The sequence below is a fragment of the Paraburkholderia caballeronis genome (genome assembly GCF_900104845.1).
In the GTDB taxonomy this organism is placed as follows: domain Bacteria; phylum Pseudomonadota; class Gammaproteobacteria; order Burkholderiales; family Burkholderiaceae; genus Paraburkholderia; species Paraburkholderia caballeronis.
Map to the genome: position 1 here is coordinate 463,279 of NZ_FNSR01000003.1, position 16,315 is coordinate 479,593.

The 16,315-nt window shown below is 69.0% G+C and carries 15 protein-coding genes; 9 read left to right on the plus strand and 6 right to left on the minus strand.

What is annotated here, in order from left to right; translation table 11 throughout:
- Positions 1-27: 27 nt before the first annotated feature.
- From BLV92_RS28830 to BLV92_RS28850, 4 genes are all read left to right on the plus strand, one after another.
- Positions 28-1,317, plus strand: coding sequence for an MFS transporter (locus BLV92_RS28830; protein WP_090552284.1), 1,290 nt, complete (start codon positions 28-30; stop codon positions 1,315-1,317).
- A 358-nt stretch (positions 1,318-1,675) separates the two neighbouring features.
- A complete protein-coding gene (locus BLV92_RS28840) occupies positions 1,676-3,298 on the plus strand; it encodes a methyl-accepting chemotaxis protein (RefSeq protein ID WP_090552289.1) in 1,623 nt (540 codons plus the stop codon).
- Between the two features lie 342 nt (positions 3,299-3,640).
- Positions 3,641-3,832 (plus strand): hypothetical protein, encoded by a 192-nt coding sequence (locus tag BLV92_RS28845; protein WP_090552291.1) that lies wholly within the window; start codon positions 3,641-3,643, stop codon positions 3,830-3,832.
- A 334-nt stretch (positions 3,833-4,166) separates the two neighbouring features.
- Positions 4,167-5,792 (plus strand): EAL domain-containing protein, encoded by a 1,626-nt coding sequence (locus tag BLV92_RS28850; protein ID WP_166676601.1) that lies wholly within the window; start codon positions 4,167-4,169, stop codon positions 5,790-5,792.
- Between the two features lie 56 nt (positions 5,793-5,848).
- Here BLV92_RS28850 and BLV92_RS28855 read toward each other — a convergent pair whose 3' ends face one another.
- The 6 genes from BLV92_RS28855 to BLV92_RS28880 form a co-directional block, all read right to left on the minus strand.
- The gene (locus BLV92_RS28855) at positions 5,849-6,721 is read right to left on the minus strand and encodes an ABC transporter permease (RefSeq protein WP_090552296.1); all 873 of its coding nucleotides are present in this window, start codon (positions 6,719-6,721) and stop codon (positions 5,849-5,851) included.
- Complete coding sequence (locus BLV92_RS28860; RefSeq protein ID WP_090552299.1) at positions 6,693-7,883, minus strand: ABC transporter substrate-binding protein; 1,191 nt, start codon at positions 7,881-7,883, stop codon at positions 6,693-6,695. Before BLV92_RS28860 ends, BLV92_RS28855 begins: the two co-directional genes overlap by 29 nt.
- A 14-nt stretch (positions 7,884-7,897) precedes the next feature.
- Positions 7,898-8,725 carry an ABC transporter ATP-binding protein gene (locus BLV92_RS28865; protein WP_090552301.1) on the minus strand — a complete coding sequence of 276 codons (828 nt, stop codon included), beginning with the start codon at positions 8,723-8,725 and terminating at the stop codon, positions 7,898-7,900.
- Entirely contained in the window at positions 8,722-9,843 is a 1,122-nt protein-coding gene (locus BLV92_RS28870; protein WP_090553136.1) for an acyl-CoA dehydrogenase family protein, read from the minus strand. Before BLV92_RS28870 ends, BLV92_RS28865 begins: the two co-directional genes overlap by 4 nt.
- Positions 9,840-10,406: a carboxymuconolactone decarboxylase family protein gene (locus BLV92_RS28875; protein ID WP_090552303.1), complete on the minus strand. Its 567-nt coding sequence runs from the start codon at positions 10,404-10,406 to the stop codon at positions 9,840-9,842. Before BLV92_RS28875 ends, BLV92_RS28870 begins: the two co-directional genes overlap by 4 nt.
- Positions 10,407-10,533: 127 nt before the next feature.
- Complete coding sequence (locus BLV92_RS28880) at positions 10,534-11,583, minus strand: AraC family transcriptional regulator (RefSeq protein WP_090552306.1); 1,050 nt, start codon at positions 11,581-11,583, stop codon at positions 10,534-10,536.
- Between the two features lie 186 nt (positions 11,584-11,769).
- Between BLV92_RS28880 and BLV92_RS28885 the strand changes: the two genes are divergently transcribed.
- From BLV92_RS28885 to BLV92_RS28905, 5 genes are all read left to right on the plus strand, one after another.
- Positions 11,770-12,033, plus strand: coding sequence for a hypothetical protein (locus BLV92_RS28885; RefSeq protein ID WP_177197908.1), 264 nt, complete (start codon positions 11,770-11,772; stop codon positions 12,031-12,033).
- A 246-nt stretch (positions 12,034-12,279) separates the two neighbouring features.
- Complete coding sequence (locus tag BLV92_RS28890; RefSeq protein WP_090553138.1) at positions 12,280-13,332, plus strand: aromatic ring-hydroxylating oxygenase subunit alpha; 1,053 nt, start codon at positions 12,280-12,282, stop codon at positions 13,330-13,332.
- Between the two features lie 506 nt (positions 13,333-13,838).
- Complete coding sequence (locus tag BLV92_RS28895) at positions 13,839-14,486, plus strand: response regulator (RefSeq protein WP_090552310.1); 648 nt, start codon at positions 13,839-13,841, stop codon at positions 14,484-14,486.
- 426 nt (positions 14,487-14,912) lie between these two features.
- Entirely contained in the window at positions 14,913-15,437 is a 525-nt protein-coding gene (locus BLV92_RS28900) for a fimbrial protein (RefSeq protein ID WP_090553139.1), read from the plus strand.
- Positions 15,438-15,520: 83 nt separating this feature from the next.
- Positions 15,521-16,303 (plus strand): fimbria/pilus periplasmic chaperone, encoded by a 783-nt coding sequence (locus tag BLV92_RS28905; protein WP_090552312.1) that lies wholly within the window; start codon positions 15,521-15,523, stop codon positions 16,301-16,303.
- Positions 16,304-16,315: the final 12 nt, after the last annotated feature.

Below are 16,315 nucleotides of genomic sequence, written 5' to 3' on the forward strand. Positions count from 1 at the left end.
CGTCGTGCATCCTTCTTCAAGGAGACGATGATGTTCCGTCGAGCCACCACGCGCGTGCTGCTGCTGTTATGCGCGATGTACCTGATCACCTACGTTGACCGCGTCAACGTCAGCACCGCCGCCGGCGCGTTCGGCGCCGAACTGAAGCTGTCGCATACGCAGGTCGGTTTCGTGTTCTCCGCGTTCGCATATCCGTATCTGATCTTCCAGATCATCGGCGGCTGGGTCGGCGACCGCTTCGGGCCGCGCCGCACGCTGACCATCTGCGCGGTGATCTGGGCCGGCGCAACGATCCTGACCGGTCTCGCGGGCGGCTTCCTGTCGCTCGTCGTCGCGCGGCTGCTGCTCGGTCTCGGCGAAGGCGCGACGTTCCCGACCGCGACGCGCGCGATGTCGAACTGGATGCCCGCGCATCAGCGCGGCTTCGCGCAGGGGACGACGCACGCGGCGTCGCGGATCGGCAACGCGGTCGCGCCGCCGCTGATCGTGTGGCTGATGCTGTCGTTCGGCTGGCGCGGCGCGTTTTTCGTGACCGGCATCGCGAGCTGCCTGTGGGCGGTCGTCTGGGTCTGGTACTTCCGCGACGACCCGCGCCAGCATCCGCGCATCACCGGCGGCGAATGCGACGCCCTCGAAACGTACAGCGGCGCGAAGGAGCGCGTGAAGGTGCCGTGGCGGCGGCTGACCGCGCGGATGTCGCCGGTCACCGCCGTGTACTTCTGTTACGGCTGGGTGCTGTGGCTGTTCCTCGGCTGGATTCCCCAGTACTTCCTGCACAACTACCACATGGAGTTGAGCAAGTCCGCGCTGTTCGCGTCCGGCGTGTTCTTCGCGGGCGTGATCGGCGACTGGCTCGGCGGCCTCGTGACCGACCGCATCCTGCGCCGCAGCGGCAACCTGCGGCTCGCGCGCAACGTGATGGTCGGCGTGTGCATGCTGTGCACGCTGCTGTCGCTCGCGCCGATCCTGCTCGCGCAGAACGTGACGGTCACGCTCGCGGCGCTGTGCCTGAGCGCCGGTTTCTTCTTCAACGAAATGACGATCGGGCCGATGTGGGCGGTGCCGATGGACATCGCGCCGCGGCACGCGGGCACCGCGAGCGGGATCATGAATACCGGTTCGGCCGGCGCGGCGATCGTGAGCCCGGTGGTCGGCGGCTGGCTGATCGACACGACCGGCAACTGGAACCTGCCGTTCACCGTGTCGATGGCGATCATGGCGGCGGGCGTGCTGCTGTCGTTCGCGATGCGGCCGGACCGCAAGCTCGATGCCGAGACGGACAGCGTCGGCGGCGCGCCCGCGCGGACCTACGTTTGACGAAGTCGCTCGCGGGCCGCGGCGCGTTCGCCGTCAATCGCCCATCGACGTCGGGCGAGGCGAAACGCCGCGCCGCATTCGTGCGGCGTGGCGCGCAAGAGAAGGCATTCGGGCAGGGCAGCCCTATCGGCGAGTGCGGGACGGCGCGCGCATCCGCTTGCCTGAAGGGAAAGGCGCGATAGCAACGTTGTCAATGCACCGTGCATAACGATGTGCGCGCATGCACGAATGCTGGAATACCCGAACCCGTCGAGGACTTTAGATCCGGCATTCATCGCCGTAAACAAGGAGGGGCGTTGAGCAATCGTTTGCCTGACGTTTTTCTGCTTTTTCTGCTTTACTTTGCACGATCGTAGTCATGATAAAAAATCTGTCGATCCGAGCTTGTCTTACCTTGATGGTCGCGGCGTTCGCGATCACCCTCATCATCGGCGCGGCCGTCGGGCTGCTGTCGCTGCGACAGGGCAACGAAGCCCTCCGACAGACCTACACCATCGACACCCCTGCCGTCGCGAACCTGGAGAACAGCGCGGGCCAGTTGCTGCGCCTGCGTCTCGCGCTCGCGACCTATGCGTCGCTCGACGAACTGCATGATGCGGACGGCGCGCAGGCCGTGCTCAAGCGTTCCGATCAATACCTGAAGAATTCCAGCGAGAGACTCGCCGCATTTACGGCGATGCTCGGCAACGACGACAGCGAGCGCCAGATGGTGCAGGACATGCAGACGCAGCGCGACGCGTTCCTGCACGACGGCGTGCAGCCCGCGCTGGCCGCGCTGAAGGCCGGCGACCGCGACGCGTTCCTGAAGCTCCAGGCCTATCAGTTGCCGAAGCTGTACAGCGCGTACGAGAAGGCAATGCTCGCGGTCGAGAAGGTGCAGATGGATCGCGGCGCGCAGCGTTACAACGACGCGCAGCAGCGCTTCTCGATCGTGACGACGGCGGTGGCGATCGGCCTCGTGCTCGCGCTGCTGGTCGCGCTGGCGATGCGCCTGTGGCTCGTGCAGGCGATCGTGCGGCCGGCCGACGAGGCGGTCGAGCATTTCGAGCGGATCGCGGCCGGCGACCTCGGCGGGCGCATCGTCGCGGACAGTTCGAATGAAATGGGCCGGCTGATGCGTTCGCTTGCGAAGATGCAGGCGTCGCTGACCGCGACGGTGCGCGACGTGCGCGGCGGCGTCGATACGATCAACACCGGCGTGGCGGAGATCGCGGCCGGCAACTCGGACCTGTCGGAGCGCACCGAGCAGCAGGCGGCGTCGCTCGAAGAGACCGTCGCGAGCATCGAGGAACTGGCGAGCACGCTGACGCAGACCGCCGATAACGCGAAGCTCGCGAGTTCGCTCGCGGCGAACGCGTCGTCGCTCGCGAGCCAGGGCGGCGAGCTGACCGGGCAGGTGAGCAGCGCGATGACCGGGATCGTCGGCGATTCGCGGCGCATCGGCGAGATCGTCGGGATGATCGAGGGCATCGCGTTCCAGACCAACATCCTCGCGTTGAACGCGGCGGTGGAGTCGGCGCGCGCGGGCGAGCATGGGCGCGGCTTCGCGGTCGTCGCGGGCGAGGTGCGTTCGCTGTCGCAGCGCAGCGCGGCGGCCGCGCGCGAGATCAAGGACGTGATCCAGGCGTCGGGCGCGCGCATCGAGACCGGCGCGGACCTCGTGACCCAGTCCGGCGAAGCGATGAAGGAGATACTCGAATCGATCACGCGCGTGAGTTCGATCATGTCCGACATCGAGACCGCGTCGTCCGAACAGCGGACCGGCATCGAGCAGATCAACATCGCGATCACGCAGATGGACCAGGTCACGCAGCAGAACGCGGCGCTGGTCGAGCAGGCGGCTGCGGCGGCGGTGTCGCTGAACGAGCAGGCGCAGCGGTTGAGCACGGCGGTCGAGGTGTTCAGGCTCGGCGGGACGGAGTCCGCGCAGCGCGGGTTCGCGAAGGGGCGGCCGGCGGCAGTGGGGTTCGTGGCGGCGTGATGGAGTAGCGACGTTACGACGTTACGATGGTTCGAGGCGGGGCGTTTGTTTCTGCTTCGTCGGTTGCCTCCTGGTCTGGTTTGGCGCATCGCGACGTAGTTGGCTCGCGGGCGGTGCGCGGCAGGTTCTTTTTCTCTTCTTCATCGCGCGGCGTCGTTCGCACGTATGCGATCAGGTGTGCCGGCACCGCGGCTTTTACCGCTCCGGCGCGCATTTTCTCCCGCAGCAGCGCTCTCGCGCCGCCGGCGAAACACACAACGCGGCGCTCGTCATCCACCCCACCCGGCACGCAACCTGCTCGCAACCCGTTTGCGAATTCATTCGCCTGGGGAGGGACACAAAATGACTGCATCCACCGATCAGCACGCCGCCACGCGAGCGCCCGGCGAGTCGCGCGATCCCGCGACCGAGCCGCCGCGCGAGACCTCGAAGCCGATAGGCGACGCGATTCCGACGCCGCCGGAGCCGGGCCTCGACCAGCCGCTGCCGCCGAAGGAACTGCCGGACGGAGACGGCGCGCCGCCCCCGCCTTGACGCGGGCTCGGGCCGCTGGGACCACAGGCCGTCGCGTCGCGGTGGCGACGGCTGGTGTTCTGTCCATGAGCCACGACGACCGGACGGCCGGCGCGGACTGCCGTTGACGCATTCGGAGTCCCGCCACCCGCCCCGCACGCGGGCAGTCGCAATCGCCCGAAAAGGTATGCTAACGTTGCCGTCGCCGCGCGTTCGCAGCCTTGCCACGCGCTGTGCGCGGGCCGACGCAGGCCTTAAAGAATCGGTCGCCAAACGGCTTCGCGGGCATTACGATGGACGCGCCTTCGCGACGCGCCGCCGGTCGCCGGCCCACAGAACAGAACTCCGATCGCGAATGCGTACCTTTTTCACCGCCGACACCGTCGATCCGGACACCCGCCGACGCTTCAGGCGCGCGGGCATCCTGCTCGTGCTCGCCGCGGTGCTGCCGCTCGTCGCGAGCGTGCTGTTCAGCTGGACCGATGCGCGCCAGCACGAGCGGCGCGACGCGGAACTGGCCGCTCACGTGGTCCGCAATCAGGTGGCGACGATCCTCGCGCAAGGCCAGCGGGTCGCGAACGAACTGGTGCCGCTGACGAATGCGCCGTGCGAGGACGTCGCCGCCGACCTGCGCCGCCGCCGCGACGCCGAGCCTTACTTCCGGTCGCTGCTGCTGGTGGAGCCGGGGCGCGTGTACTGCTCGTCGGTGCTCGGCAGCGCGAACGTCCCGCTGTCGCATTTCGTGGAGTTTCCCACCGGACTGCCGCAAGCCCCGTGGGTGCGGATCGTATCCGGCACGCCGCTGCGGCCGCAGAGTCCCGCGCTGCTGATCGGCCGGCCGGGCGTGGACGGGCGCAGCGTGGTCGCGGTCGTCGACGGCCAGTATCTGCTCGACCTGCTCGGCGCGATCACGCCGCTCACCGCGTATCAGATCGAATTGCGCGTCGGCGACGGCATCACGCTGCGCAGCGGCGTCGCGCCTTCCGCGTCGGACGACGCGCTGCTGCTGTTCGACGAGGAGACCGGCGCGGCGCCGGCGCAGATCGACGTCGAGATCATCGGCACCCAGGGGCGGCTGAATCACGCATGGGCGCAGCGGCTCGTGCATCTGCTGCCGTTCGCGGTGCTGCTGGCCGGCGTGCTCGTGTGGCTGTCGTACCGCAGCCTGCGCAGCGGCCGGTCCGCGCGCGAGCAGCTGCTGCGCGCGATCGATGCGGGCGAGTTCCACGTCGAGTATCAGCCGGTGTACGGCGTCGCGTCCGGGCGCTGCGAGGGCGTCGAGGCGCTGCTGCGCTGGGACCGCGCGGGCGGCCGGACGGTCAGCCCGGAGCTGTTCATTCCGCAGGCCGAGGCGTCGCGCGTGATCGTGCCGCTGACGCGGCACCTGCTCGCGCTCGTCGCGCGCGACTCCCGCGAGTGGTTCGTCGAGCCGGGATTCCACGTCGCGGTCAATGTCGCGTCCGAGCATCTGTCGAGCGAGCATCTGCAGGGGGACATGCACGCGTTCATCGAGCAACTGGCCGGGCAGCAGCTTCAGGTCGTGCTCGAAGTGACCGAGCACAGCCTGATCGCGAACGCGCAGCAGGCGCACGCGAACCTGACCGCGCTGCGCGCGCGCGGCGTGCGGGTGTCGATCGACGACTTCGGCACCGGCTACTGCTCGCTGTCGTACCTGCAATCGCTGCCGTTCGACCTTCTCAAGATCGACCGCGCGTTCGTGCAGACGATCGACCCGGCCGGACACGGCGACGCGCCGGTGCTCGACACCGTGATCGGCCTTGCGCACCGGCTCGGCGCGGAACTGATCGCGGAGGGCGTCGAGACGCCCGCGCAGTTCGACTATCTGCGCGAGCGCGGCGTGTCGTTCGTGCAGGGTTTCCTGTATGCGCGGCCGATGCGGGCGGATGCGTTCGCCCGCTGGTACGCGGCGGGCGAGCAGCATGCGCTGTTCACCGAGGGAGCGGGCGCGACGGGCGCGTGATGCCGGGCGGCGGCGAGGCCGCTCGAATGCAGCCCGAACGCAGCACAAAACCGCCGTTACGCGTTGCCCGCGCCGAACCGCCGGTACGCGAGCCGCGCCGCGTAGTCGAGCAGGAAGCCGAGCGCGCCGATCACGAGCACCACCGCCATCAGTTCGGAGTACGCGAGGCGGTCGCGCGTGTCGAGGATCAGATAACCGAGCCCCGAGCTGACGCCGAGCATTTCGGCCGGCACCAGCACGATCCACAGGATGCCGATCGCGAGCCGCACGCCGGTCAGCACATGCACCGCGATGCCCGGCACGTACACGTGCCACAGCATTTCCGCGCGCGTCGCGGCGAGGCTCTCGCCGAGCTGCACCCAGCGCCGATCGATCTGCGCGACGCCGGTCGCGGTGCTCATCACGAGCGGCCACACGGCCGCGAACGCGAGCAGGAAGTACACCGCGTCGTCGCCGACGCCGAGCGACATCACCGCGATCGGCATCCACGACAGCGGCGAGACCATCCGCAGGAACTGCAACGCGGGCGTCAGCGCGATCTCCAGCGTGCGGATGCGCCCGATCAGGAACCCGAGCGGCACGCCGACCAGCATCGCCCACGCCAGCCCGACCGCGATCCGCCGCAGGCTCGTGCCGATATGCAGGAACAGACGGTCGTCGGTGACGAGCGACGGCAGCGTCGCGATCGCGCTCTGCGGCGAGAACTGCGCGGCGAGCGGGTTGTGCCGCGCCAGCGCGAACACCGCGAGCCACCACAGCGCGACGATGCCCGCGAGCCCGGCGATGCCTAGGGCGGTATGCACAAGCCAGCCTCGCGCGCCGTCTGACCGGCGCGGACCGCCGGCGTGCGCCGCGTCCTCGCCGGCGGACGATGCCGGTGAAGACGACGAGGTCGATACGCTAGACAACGATCGTCTCCGTGCGCGCATAACCGTCCGGCAGGCCGAACGCCTTCAGGCCGCCGGCTGCGTCGATGCTCTTCTTCACGAAGCGGTCGTCGACGAGGTCGCGCGCGACGAACGCCGGGTCCAGCTGGCCGACGAACTGCGCGTTGCCTTCGACCTGGGTCGTCTTGAGCCGCTTCACGAGTTCCTCGACGTAGCTCGGATACGGATACGGCTGGAAGTCGATCCGCTTCGCGTGCCAGTCCGCGTGGACGATCGCGCGGTCCGCGAGATAACGCGCCTCGTCGCCGGGCGGCGGCGCGAGCACGGTGCCGAGCAGTCCGGCCGCGTGCGGCGTGTAGTGGTTCGCGCCGCTCTTCGACAGCAGTTGCGCGGCCTCCTGCGGATGCGCGCGGGTCCACAACTGCGCCTTGACGATCGCATCGACGACCTTCTGCGACCATTCCGGCCGCGTCTGCAGATCGCGTTCGTGCATGAACACCACGCAGCACGCGTGGTTCTTCCACACGTCGCCGGTGAAGCGCAGCACCTTGCCGACCTTCAGCGCTTCGGCGGCGGCGTTGAACGGCTCCGCGACGATGTAGCCGGCGATCTGCTTCGACGCGAGCGCGGGCGGCATGTCGGACGGTGACATCACGATCAGCCGCACTTCGTTCGGCTTCAGGTCGCCATCCTTCTTCAGCACCGGAGCCAGGCCCTGCGCGCGCAGCATGTCCTGCAGCACGACGTTGTGAATCGAATACCAGAAGGGCACCGCGACCGTCTTGCCGCCGAGGTCCGACAGCCTGTCGATCTCGGGGGACACGGTCACCGCCGAGCCGTTCACGTGATTCCACGCGACGACCTTCGCCGGCGCGTGGCTGCCGTAACGCGCCCACACCGTCATTGGCGACAGCAGATGCACGACGTTGACCTGGCCGGACAGGAACGCCTCGACCACCTGCGCCCAGCTGCGCAGCAGCGTCGGTTTCTCGGCCGCGATGCCGGCTGCGTCGAAATAGCCGTTGTTGTGCGCGACGAGCAGCGGCGTCGCGTCGGTGATCGGCAGATAGCCGATGCGGACCGGCGCGTCGGGCTCGGCCGCCGCGCGCGCGTTCAGCGCGCCGAGCAACGGCGCGGCGCCCGCAACGGTGAACATCGACGCGAGTTTCAGCCATTCGCGGCGGGACATCGGAAGCTGGCACATGCAGAGGGTTCCTTTCAGGGTCGGGCGGGAGACGGATAGACGGATGGCGCCGGCGCGGGTTCTGCGCGCGCCATCGACGCGTGGAGCGCGGCGAGGATGCGCACGCGCAGCGCGCCGAGCGCCGCGACGTGCGCGTCGCGCGGGGCCGGCACGTCCACCGGCAGATGCAGCAGCAGCTTGCCTTCGCGGCCGAGCAGCACGATGCGGTCGGACACCCGCAGCGCCTCGTCGATGTCGTGGGTGACGAGGATCGTCGCCGCGCCGGTGTCGCGGACCACCTTCACGAGCAGCCGCTGCATGTCCGCGCGCGTGACTTCGTCGAGCGCGCCGAACGGCTCGTCGAGCAGCAGCGTGCGCGGCTGGCGCGCGAGGCAGCGCGCGAGCGCCGCGCGCTGCGCCATGCCGCCGGACAACTGGCGCGGCGCGTAATGGCGCGCGTGCGCGAGCCCGACTTCGTCGAGCGCGGCGGTGACGCGCCGGTTGCGTTCGCCGCGCGGCAGCTTCGGCTGGCGCGCGAAACCGAGGCCGAACGCGACGTTGCGCTCGACCGACAGCCACGGCAGCAGGCACGGGTCCTGGAACGCGAGCGCGACGTCCGGCCGGGGGCCGTCGAGCGCCGCGCCGTCGACGAGCACGTCGCCGGACGTCGGCTTCAGCAGCCCGGCGACGATGCGCAGCAGCGTCGATTTACCCGAGCCGCTCGCGCCGAGCACCGACACCAGTTCGCCGGGCCGCACCGCGAGCCGCACGCCGTTCAGCACCGAACGCTCCGGATAGCGGAGCGCGATGTCGCGCAGCTCGACGCGCGGCGCGTCGAGATCGGTGACGGCCGGCTGGGTCATGCTGCGTTCGTCTGTCGGGACGAGGAATGCTGCGCGAGCTGGTTCTTCAACTGCACGATGCTCGGCGTGACGATCGGCACGAACGCGGCCTCGCGCGCGCGGCGGGCGACGCCGCCCGTGCCGCGCAGATAACCGCGCCCGCCGGCGGCCTGCACTTCGAGTTGCGACGCCGCGCCGACGACCGACGCGAGCCCGATTCGCACGCCGAACTGCGAAGCCGGCGCGGACACGAACGCGCCGCTGTCGATGCCTGCGTACAGGCGCTGGGTCAGCGCATCGAGTTCGCGCGCGAGGCCGGCCGCTTCGTCGCCGGTCGCCGCGCGCACCGGCGGGCTGCTGGCGGCGACCGCTTCGAGCGCGCGCCGCGCGAGCCCGATGGACATCCCGCATTGCAGGCCGAGGAACGCGGGACGCGCATGCGCGAGGAACGCGGCCGCGTCCGCGGCGATCAGCCAGTCGGCGTCGAGCACGGTGCCGTCGAGCCGCAGCGCGGCGGTGTTGCTCGAACGCAGCGCGATCAGGTCGAGGTCGTCGCTGCGCGACACGCCGTTCGCGTCGTGCGGCACCGCGAAGATCGACGGCGCGCGGCCGTCGGCGTTGTCGAACGCGGCCGCGACGATGAAACCCTCGCGGCGCAGGTTCGTGATCCACGGCAACTGGCCGTTCAGCGTCCAGCGCGCGGCCGCGCCTTCGACCGGCGTCGCGCTCATCTGCAGCGGCTCGATGTTCGACAGGTACTTCATCGCGTTCGACAGGCCGGTCGCGCCCGCGCGCTCGCCCGCGACGAGCGCGGGCAGCCAGCGTTCGCGCAGCGCGCCGTTCGGGCTTTGCAGCAGGTATTCGATGAACGCGCGCTGCCCCCAGAACACGAACGCCGCCGCGAGCGAGCGGCGCGCGACCGCGGCGATCGCCTCGATCGCGTCGACGGTCGAGCCGCCCGCGCCGCCGTATTGCGCCGGCACGCCGATGCGCAGCAGGTCCGCCGCGCCGAGACGCGGCAGGATGTCGGCCGCGAGGTCCTGGGTCGTGTCGATCGTTTCGGCGTGCGCGTCGAGCCACGCGGCGAGCGTCGGGGCTGCCGCGTCGAGCGCGAACGGGACGGGGGTGCGCGCCGTCATGCCGCGCGCGCGCCGGCTTCCCACCGGTAGGCGGCCAACTGCGGATTCAGCTCGTTCTGCGACAGGTTGTTCGCGAAATTGCACAGCGTCGCGAGGCTCACGCCGAGCACGACTTCGAGCGCGTTCGCGTCGCTGAAACCCGCCGCGCGGAACGCGGCGAGCGCGTCGTCCGCCACCGCGCCGCGCGTCGCGATTACGTCGCGCGTGAAGACCGCGACCGCGTTCAGCCGCGCGTCGGCGAGCGGGCGCTGCTCGCGGATCGCGTCGACCAGTTGCGGATCGAGTTGCGCCTTCTTCAGCGCGACGGCCGTGTGGCCGGCGACGCAGAAGCCGCAGCCGTGGATCGCGGCGGCGGTGATCTGCACGGTCTCGCGCTCGGCGAGCGTGAGGCCGCTGCGGCCGTTGATCTCGGCGACGGTCAGATAGGTTTCGAGCGCGGTCGGCGCGTTCGCGAGCGATGCCACCAGGTTCGGCAGAAAGCCGTTCGCGGCCTGCGAGCGTTCGAGCCACGGGCGGCTTGCTTCGGGCGCGCTTTCGATGGTTTGCAACGGGAGACGGCTCATGTCGGATCCTCTTGAAGAGAGGTTTTCATTGTGTTGGCTCGACCCGGGGCCGGACAATGCGCGGCTGTCTGCGATTTCTGCGGATCTGTCTGCAACCCGTCCGCAGGCGGGTTTGCGAGTTTGCGGGCTAGTGTAGCGCAGCCGCGTTCGCGCGCCGTGACGCGCGGGCATCGCCGTTGATGCTATCGTCGCCGTCGCCGTTGACGTCGGCATTGCCGTCGTCGTCCTGCGGGCCGCGCGCGCGCCGCCATGCGCCGGGCTGCACGCCGGTCACGCGCTTGAACGCATGCGCGAACGCGGATTCGGACTGGTAGCCGACGCGCTCGGCCGCGTCCGGCGTGCGCGCGCCCGCGCCGAGGATCGCGGCGGCGAGCTTCATCCGGATCAGCGTGACGAACTGCGCGGGCGGCTGGCCGGCGATCTCGACGAACTGCTTGCAGAAGCGCGCGCGGGACATGTGCACGAAGTCGGCCATCGCCTGGGTGGTCCAGCGCTCGCTGGGCGCCTCGACGATCGCGGCGACGAGCGGTGCGAACTCCGCGTCGCGCAGCAGCGCCCAGAAGCACGGCGCGACGTGGTCGTGGCCGTCGAGCGCGCGCAGCGCGTAGACGAACAGCAGATCGGTCAGCCGCGCGATCAGCGGCGACAGCGCGTGCGGGTCGCGCAGCGCCTCCGCGCGGATCAGTTCGAAGATCGCGCGGGCGCCGCCGAGCGACGGATGATCGCGGCGCGCGACGACGTGGTCCGGCAGCAGGCCGAGCAGCAGGTTGTCGAGGCCCGAGCGGAACTCGAAGAAACCGCACGCGATGCCGGTGCTGCCGGCCGGCGGCGCGTCGCCGGGGCGGCCGGCGTCCGCGAGCGGCGTCATCGTGCCGGCGCGCGCGCTTTCGCGGCCGTGTGCGGGCGGCTGCGGGTCCGGCGACACGCAGTGCGGGACGTCGCGCAGCAGGAACACCGCGTCGCCTTGTCCGAGCCGCACGCTGCGCGCGTCGCGGCCGTCCGCGGGCGGCAGATGCAGCCAGCATTCGCCGTGCAGCACGATATGGAAACTCGCGCAGTGCCGGCCGGCGGTCGACGCCTGCCACGTGCCGCAATACTGGCCGACGTGGAACAGCGTGCTTTTCAGTTCGAGGCCGTTGAGCAGCCAGTCGGCTATCTTGTCTGCGTGATGTTGCATGATCGGTACGGAAGGACGCGTGCCGGGGCGGCGCGCAGGCCCTCACCTTAAGCCGCGGCCGCCTGCTGGCAACCAATTTATAGTCGGAAGCATATGCGTGGCCGGTTATAAGGCGGTGACGCGGGCATGGCGCTTGCTGAGGTCCGCGGAACGAAAACGAACCGGAACGGCATCGGACCGCGAAACATGACTCGACTTCCTCGCATCAGGGCCGCCGTGGCCGCCGCCGTCGCGCTGGCCGCATGGACGTTTGGCGCGGGCGCAGGCCACGCCGCGTCGCGCGACGAGCAGGCGCATGCGTGCCGGGGCGACGCGCTGCATCTGTGCGCGGCCGACGTCCCGAACAAGGCGAAGATCACCGCCTGCATGAAGCAGCATTACGATCAGCTATCGCCCGGGTGCAAGGCGATGTTCGACCAGCCGGCGTCCGACAGTCGTCCGAACGGGTAACGCGCCCGCGCTTATGCGGCCCGGCGCCGTCTGCCGTCGGCGGCGTCCGCCGCGCCTTGCGCGGTGCTTTGTCCCATGGCGCGTCGCGCGAAAGCCCCATTCCCGTAAACCCGGCTGCGGCCCCCCTTGCCGTCGGCGACCAGGTTAGACTGACGAACGCCGTTGCCGCACGCCGAACCGACATCCGAATTTCCGGCCTATTTCACGGAGGTACCGCAGGTGCAGTCGCCCGTTCATGCCGCTACGTTGCTTGACGATGATTTCCCCCCCGACGCCGGACCCGAGCGCGATCTGCGGCGCGTCAGCATTCATCCGGACTTCTGGTATCCGGTCGCGTGGTCGCGCGACGTGAAGCGCGGCAAGACGCTCGGCGTGCGCTTCGCCGGCGAGCCGATCGTCGTCGTGCGCACCGAATCGGGCGCGGTGTTCGCGCTGGAGGACCGCTGCGCGCACCGCCAGGTGCCGCTGCACGCGGGCGTGGTCGCCGGCGAGGCGATCCGCTGCTGCTATCACGGCTGGACCTACGACTGCACCGGCCGCTGCACCGACATTCCGTACCTCGGCCGCGAGCGGCTGCCGAACGGCGTGCGTTCGTACCCGTGCCGCGAACTGGGCGGACTGGTGTTCGTGTTCACCGGCGACCCGGCGCTCGCGGACGCGCGGCCGCTGCCGGACCTGAGCGCGGCCGACGACCGTGCATACAAGACCCGGCGGTTCGGCCGCGAGGTCGCGTGCCATTACTCGTTCATGCACGAGAACCTGATGGACATGAACCATCAGTTCCTGCATCGCCGCCAGATGGGGCAGATGAAGGCGCGCGCGCTCGGGCGCCGGCGCGGCGACCACTGGCTGGAGGTCGATTATTCGTTCGCGCGCACCGAAGGGCGGCGGCCGGCCGGCGAGTCGATCATCTTCGGGCAGACCCGCAAGGAGTCGGTCGGCGAAGGCAAGAGCATCATGACCGTGCGCACCGAGTACCCGTATCAGACGCTGCGGATCGTCAACGCCGAGCAGACGGTCGTGATGAGCCTGTGGATCGCCTACGTGCCGCTCGACGCGGAGCAGCGGACGAACCGCACGTTCGGGCTGCTGTCGGTGCGCCGGCCGTCGCTGCCGTTCGCGCTCGATGCGGCGTGGCCGCTGCTCGTGTGGTTCACCGAGCGGATCTTCGCCGAGGACCGGTGGATCGTCGAGCGCGAGCAGGAAGCGCACGACCAGCAGGGCGAGGACCGCAACCACGAAGTGTTTCCGGTGATCCGCGAGTTGCGCGCGCTGCTGCGCGAGTGCGGCGCGCCCTGACAGAAGCGGATCGTTTCGGCGGCAGTGTCCCTGAGCAGTTTCCGGCCGCGGTGCGCGCGTTTGGCGCGCACCGCGGCCGTTCAATTTGGGCATCGGCCCATTAACAACGCTCCGGTTCGACTCCATTCTTTCCCAGTGCTGCGCATCGTTCCCGGGTTCGGTCACATCCGTGGGATTTTATGCGGACATCCTGAATGTCCTTCTGCGTTTCGTCGATGACGGACGGCGGGGACCGGCGTACATTTTCACCCGCAGCCCGACGCAACGCAGGGGCATGCGTACGTTTGCGGCGTACGCGGCATGCCCGTCGAACGAAGCAGAGACACGGCGAAGATGCATGATGTGGACAACATAGGGTTCAACGACGTTGCCCATGCGGCGCGCTGCGCCGCCGCCATGGCGTTTTGCTGCGCGGCACGCGTGCTGCGCAGCGGCCGGCGTTCGCGCGCGCCGCGCATGCCGTACGCGCGGCATATACCGCATAGGCCACGCGCGGGGGCGTCGCGATGAGCATGATCCGCGTCGGCATCGCCGACGATCACCCGGTCGTGCTGCAAGGCGTGTCGTCGCTGCTGCGCACGCAGGCCGACATCGACATCCGCTTCGCGACCGGGCGCATCGGCGAACTGCTCGAATTGCTGCTCGACGATCCGGTGGACGTGCTCGTCTGCGACTACGAATTCGAGATGGACCGGCACGCGGACGGCCTGAACCTGCTGAACCGCATTCGCCGCACGGTGCCGCACACGCGCGTGCTGTTCCTCAGTTCGCACTCTTCCGCGTACATCGTATCCGCGGCGCTCGACGCGGGCGCGGCTGGCTTCATCGGCAAGCGGCACGAGGAGTTCGCGAATCTCGCCGCCGCGATCCGCAGCGTGAACAACCGCAACGTCTACGTGCCGGACTCGCTGCGAAGCCGGATGATGTCCGCGTCGGCGAACGGCTCGAACCGCGCCGGCTGGCTGAACCGGCTGTCCGAGAAGGAAGCGACCGTCGTGCGGATGATCTGCGAGGGGTTGTCGATCAGCGACATCGCGGGCCGGCTGAACCGCAGCCCGAAGACCGTCAGCAACCAGAAGAACGCCGGCATGAAGAAGCTCGGCGCGCGCAACGACGTCGAGCTGGCGAAGGTGATGCGCGAAGCGGAGAGTTGATTCGCGTCATCGCCTTCGATGCGCCACGTCGTTTCCCGCCGCTTGCCGTCTCGGTCCCAGCCTCATTCGATCAGCTTTCCTGTCTGTTGATTCCCGCCTGTCGAGGACCGTCCTTCGCCGATGGCTTCGGCCATCGTCCGGCATCCGCCGTCCGCTAGCCCGACCGCGCGATTTTGTTCCTTTGCGTATGGCCGTTTCGACGTTGCGTTGCGCGTCGATCGATCCGTTCTGTATTTCCCTCATCAGCAGGCGTGGGCCTGGCCGTTCGGCCGAGCCTCGTTTTGGGCGCTCGCCCATTAACAACCGCTCAGGCTAGATCCATTCTCTTGGCTCGACGACAAGATCCGGAATCGGTCCGGGTTCTGCAAACGTTCGTCGATTCATTCCGTTCATTGAGGGAGATTCAAATTGAAGAAAACGCGGCTGATGATCGTGCTGGCAGGTGTGATGGCCGCACCGATGGCGTTCGCACAAAGCGCCCCCCCCGGCACGGGAACGATCACGTTCAACGGGATGCTGCTCGCGGATACCTGCGAGATCAGCCCCGGTGACGTGGACAAGACGGTGACGCTGCCGACGCTTTCCGCGCAGTCGCTGGCCGAGGCCGGCCAGACCGCGGGCTCGACGATGTTCACGATCACGGTCGCGAAATGCCCGACGTCGCTCAGCAACGTCGCCGCGCATTTCGAGACCACGAACATGGACCCGGCCACGCGCAACGCGGTCAACCAGGCCACCACCAACCCGGCCAGCAACGTCGTCGTGCAGCTGCTCGACAAGGACGGCACCACGCCGATCCTGCTCGGCAGCTCGGGCTCGTTCGAGCCGATCACCGGCACCGGCGACACCCGCGGCGCCACGATGAGCTACGGCGGCCAGTACTACGCGACCGGCCAGGCGGGCCAGGGCAACGTGACCGCGATCGTGCGCTACACGCTGTCCTATAACTGACCGGTTTCCGGCGGTTTGTTGCGTAACACCGTTCCCGCGTTGCGGGAACGGTCCGGAAATTCGGTGGATGGGAGATGGGTCGGATGCGTTTCAGTCAGTCGTGTGTTGTTGCGGTCGTTTGCTGTATGGCGGCGTTCACTGCGCATGCCGCCATCGTCATCACCGGCACCCGCGTGATCTACCCGGCGGAAAGCCGCGAGGTCAACGTGCGCCTGAGCAACGTCGAGAACCGGCCGGTGCTGGTTCAGGCGTGGCTCGACGAAGGCAACCCGGCCGCGTCGCCGGACCAGATCCAGGTGCCGTTCGTGCTGCTGCCGTCGGTGTTTCGCGTCGAGCCGCGCCGCGGGCAGTCGCTGCGGATCATGTTCACCGGCGCGGACCTGCCGCAGGACCGCGAGTCGGTGTACTGGCTGAACGTGCTGGAGATTCCGCCGAAGCCCGCGCATGCGGAAGACCGGAACATGATCCAGCTCGCGTTCCGCACGCGGATCAAGCTGTTCTATCGCCCAACCGGCCTGTATGACGACCCGACGTCGGTGCGCTCGCAACTGAAGTGGACGTTCGCGTCGAACGACAGCGGCGAACGCGTGCTGCGCGTCGAGAATCCGTCGCCGTATTACGTGTCCGTCGGCAGCGTCGTGCTCGAAGCGGCCGGCAAGAAGGTCGCGCTGAAGCCCGACATGGCGCCGCCGTTCGGGCACGTGGACTTCACGCCGGAGAAGGGGCGGCTGGAGGCGAAGCTGCCGGCGACCGCTTCGTACACGGTGCTGAACGACTTCGGCACCGAGATCAAGGACACGGCCCAGATCGGCGACAAGCGTGCGCCGCAGCCGGCCGACGTCGAAAAAGTAAAAGAAATCCAGTAAGCGGACTGTCCG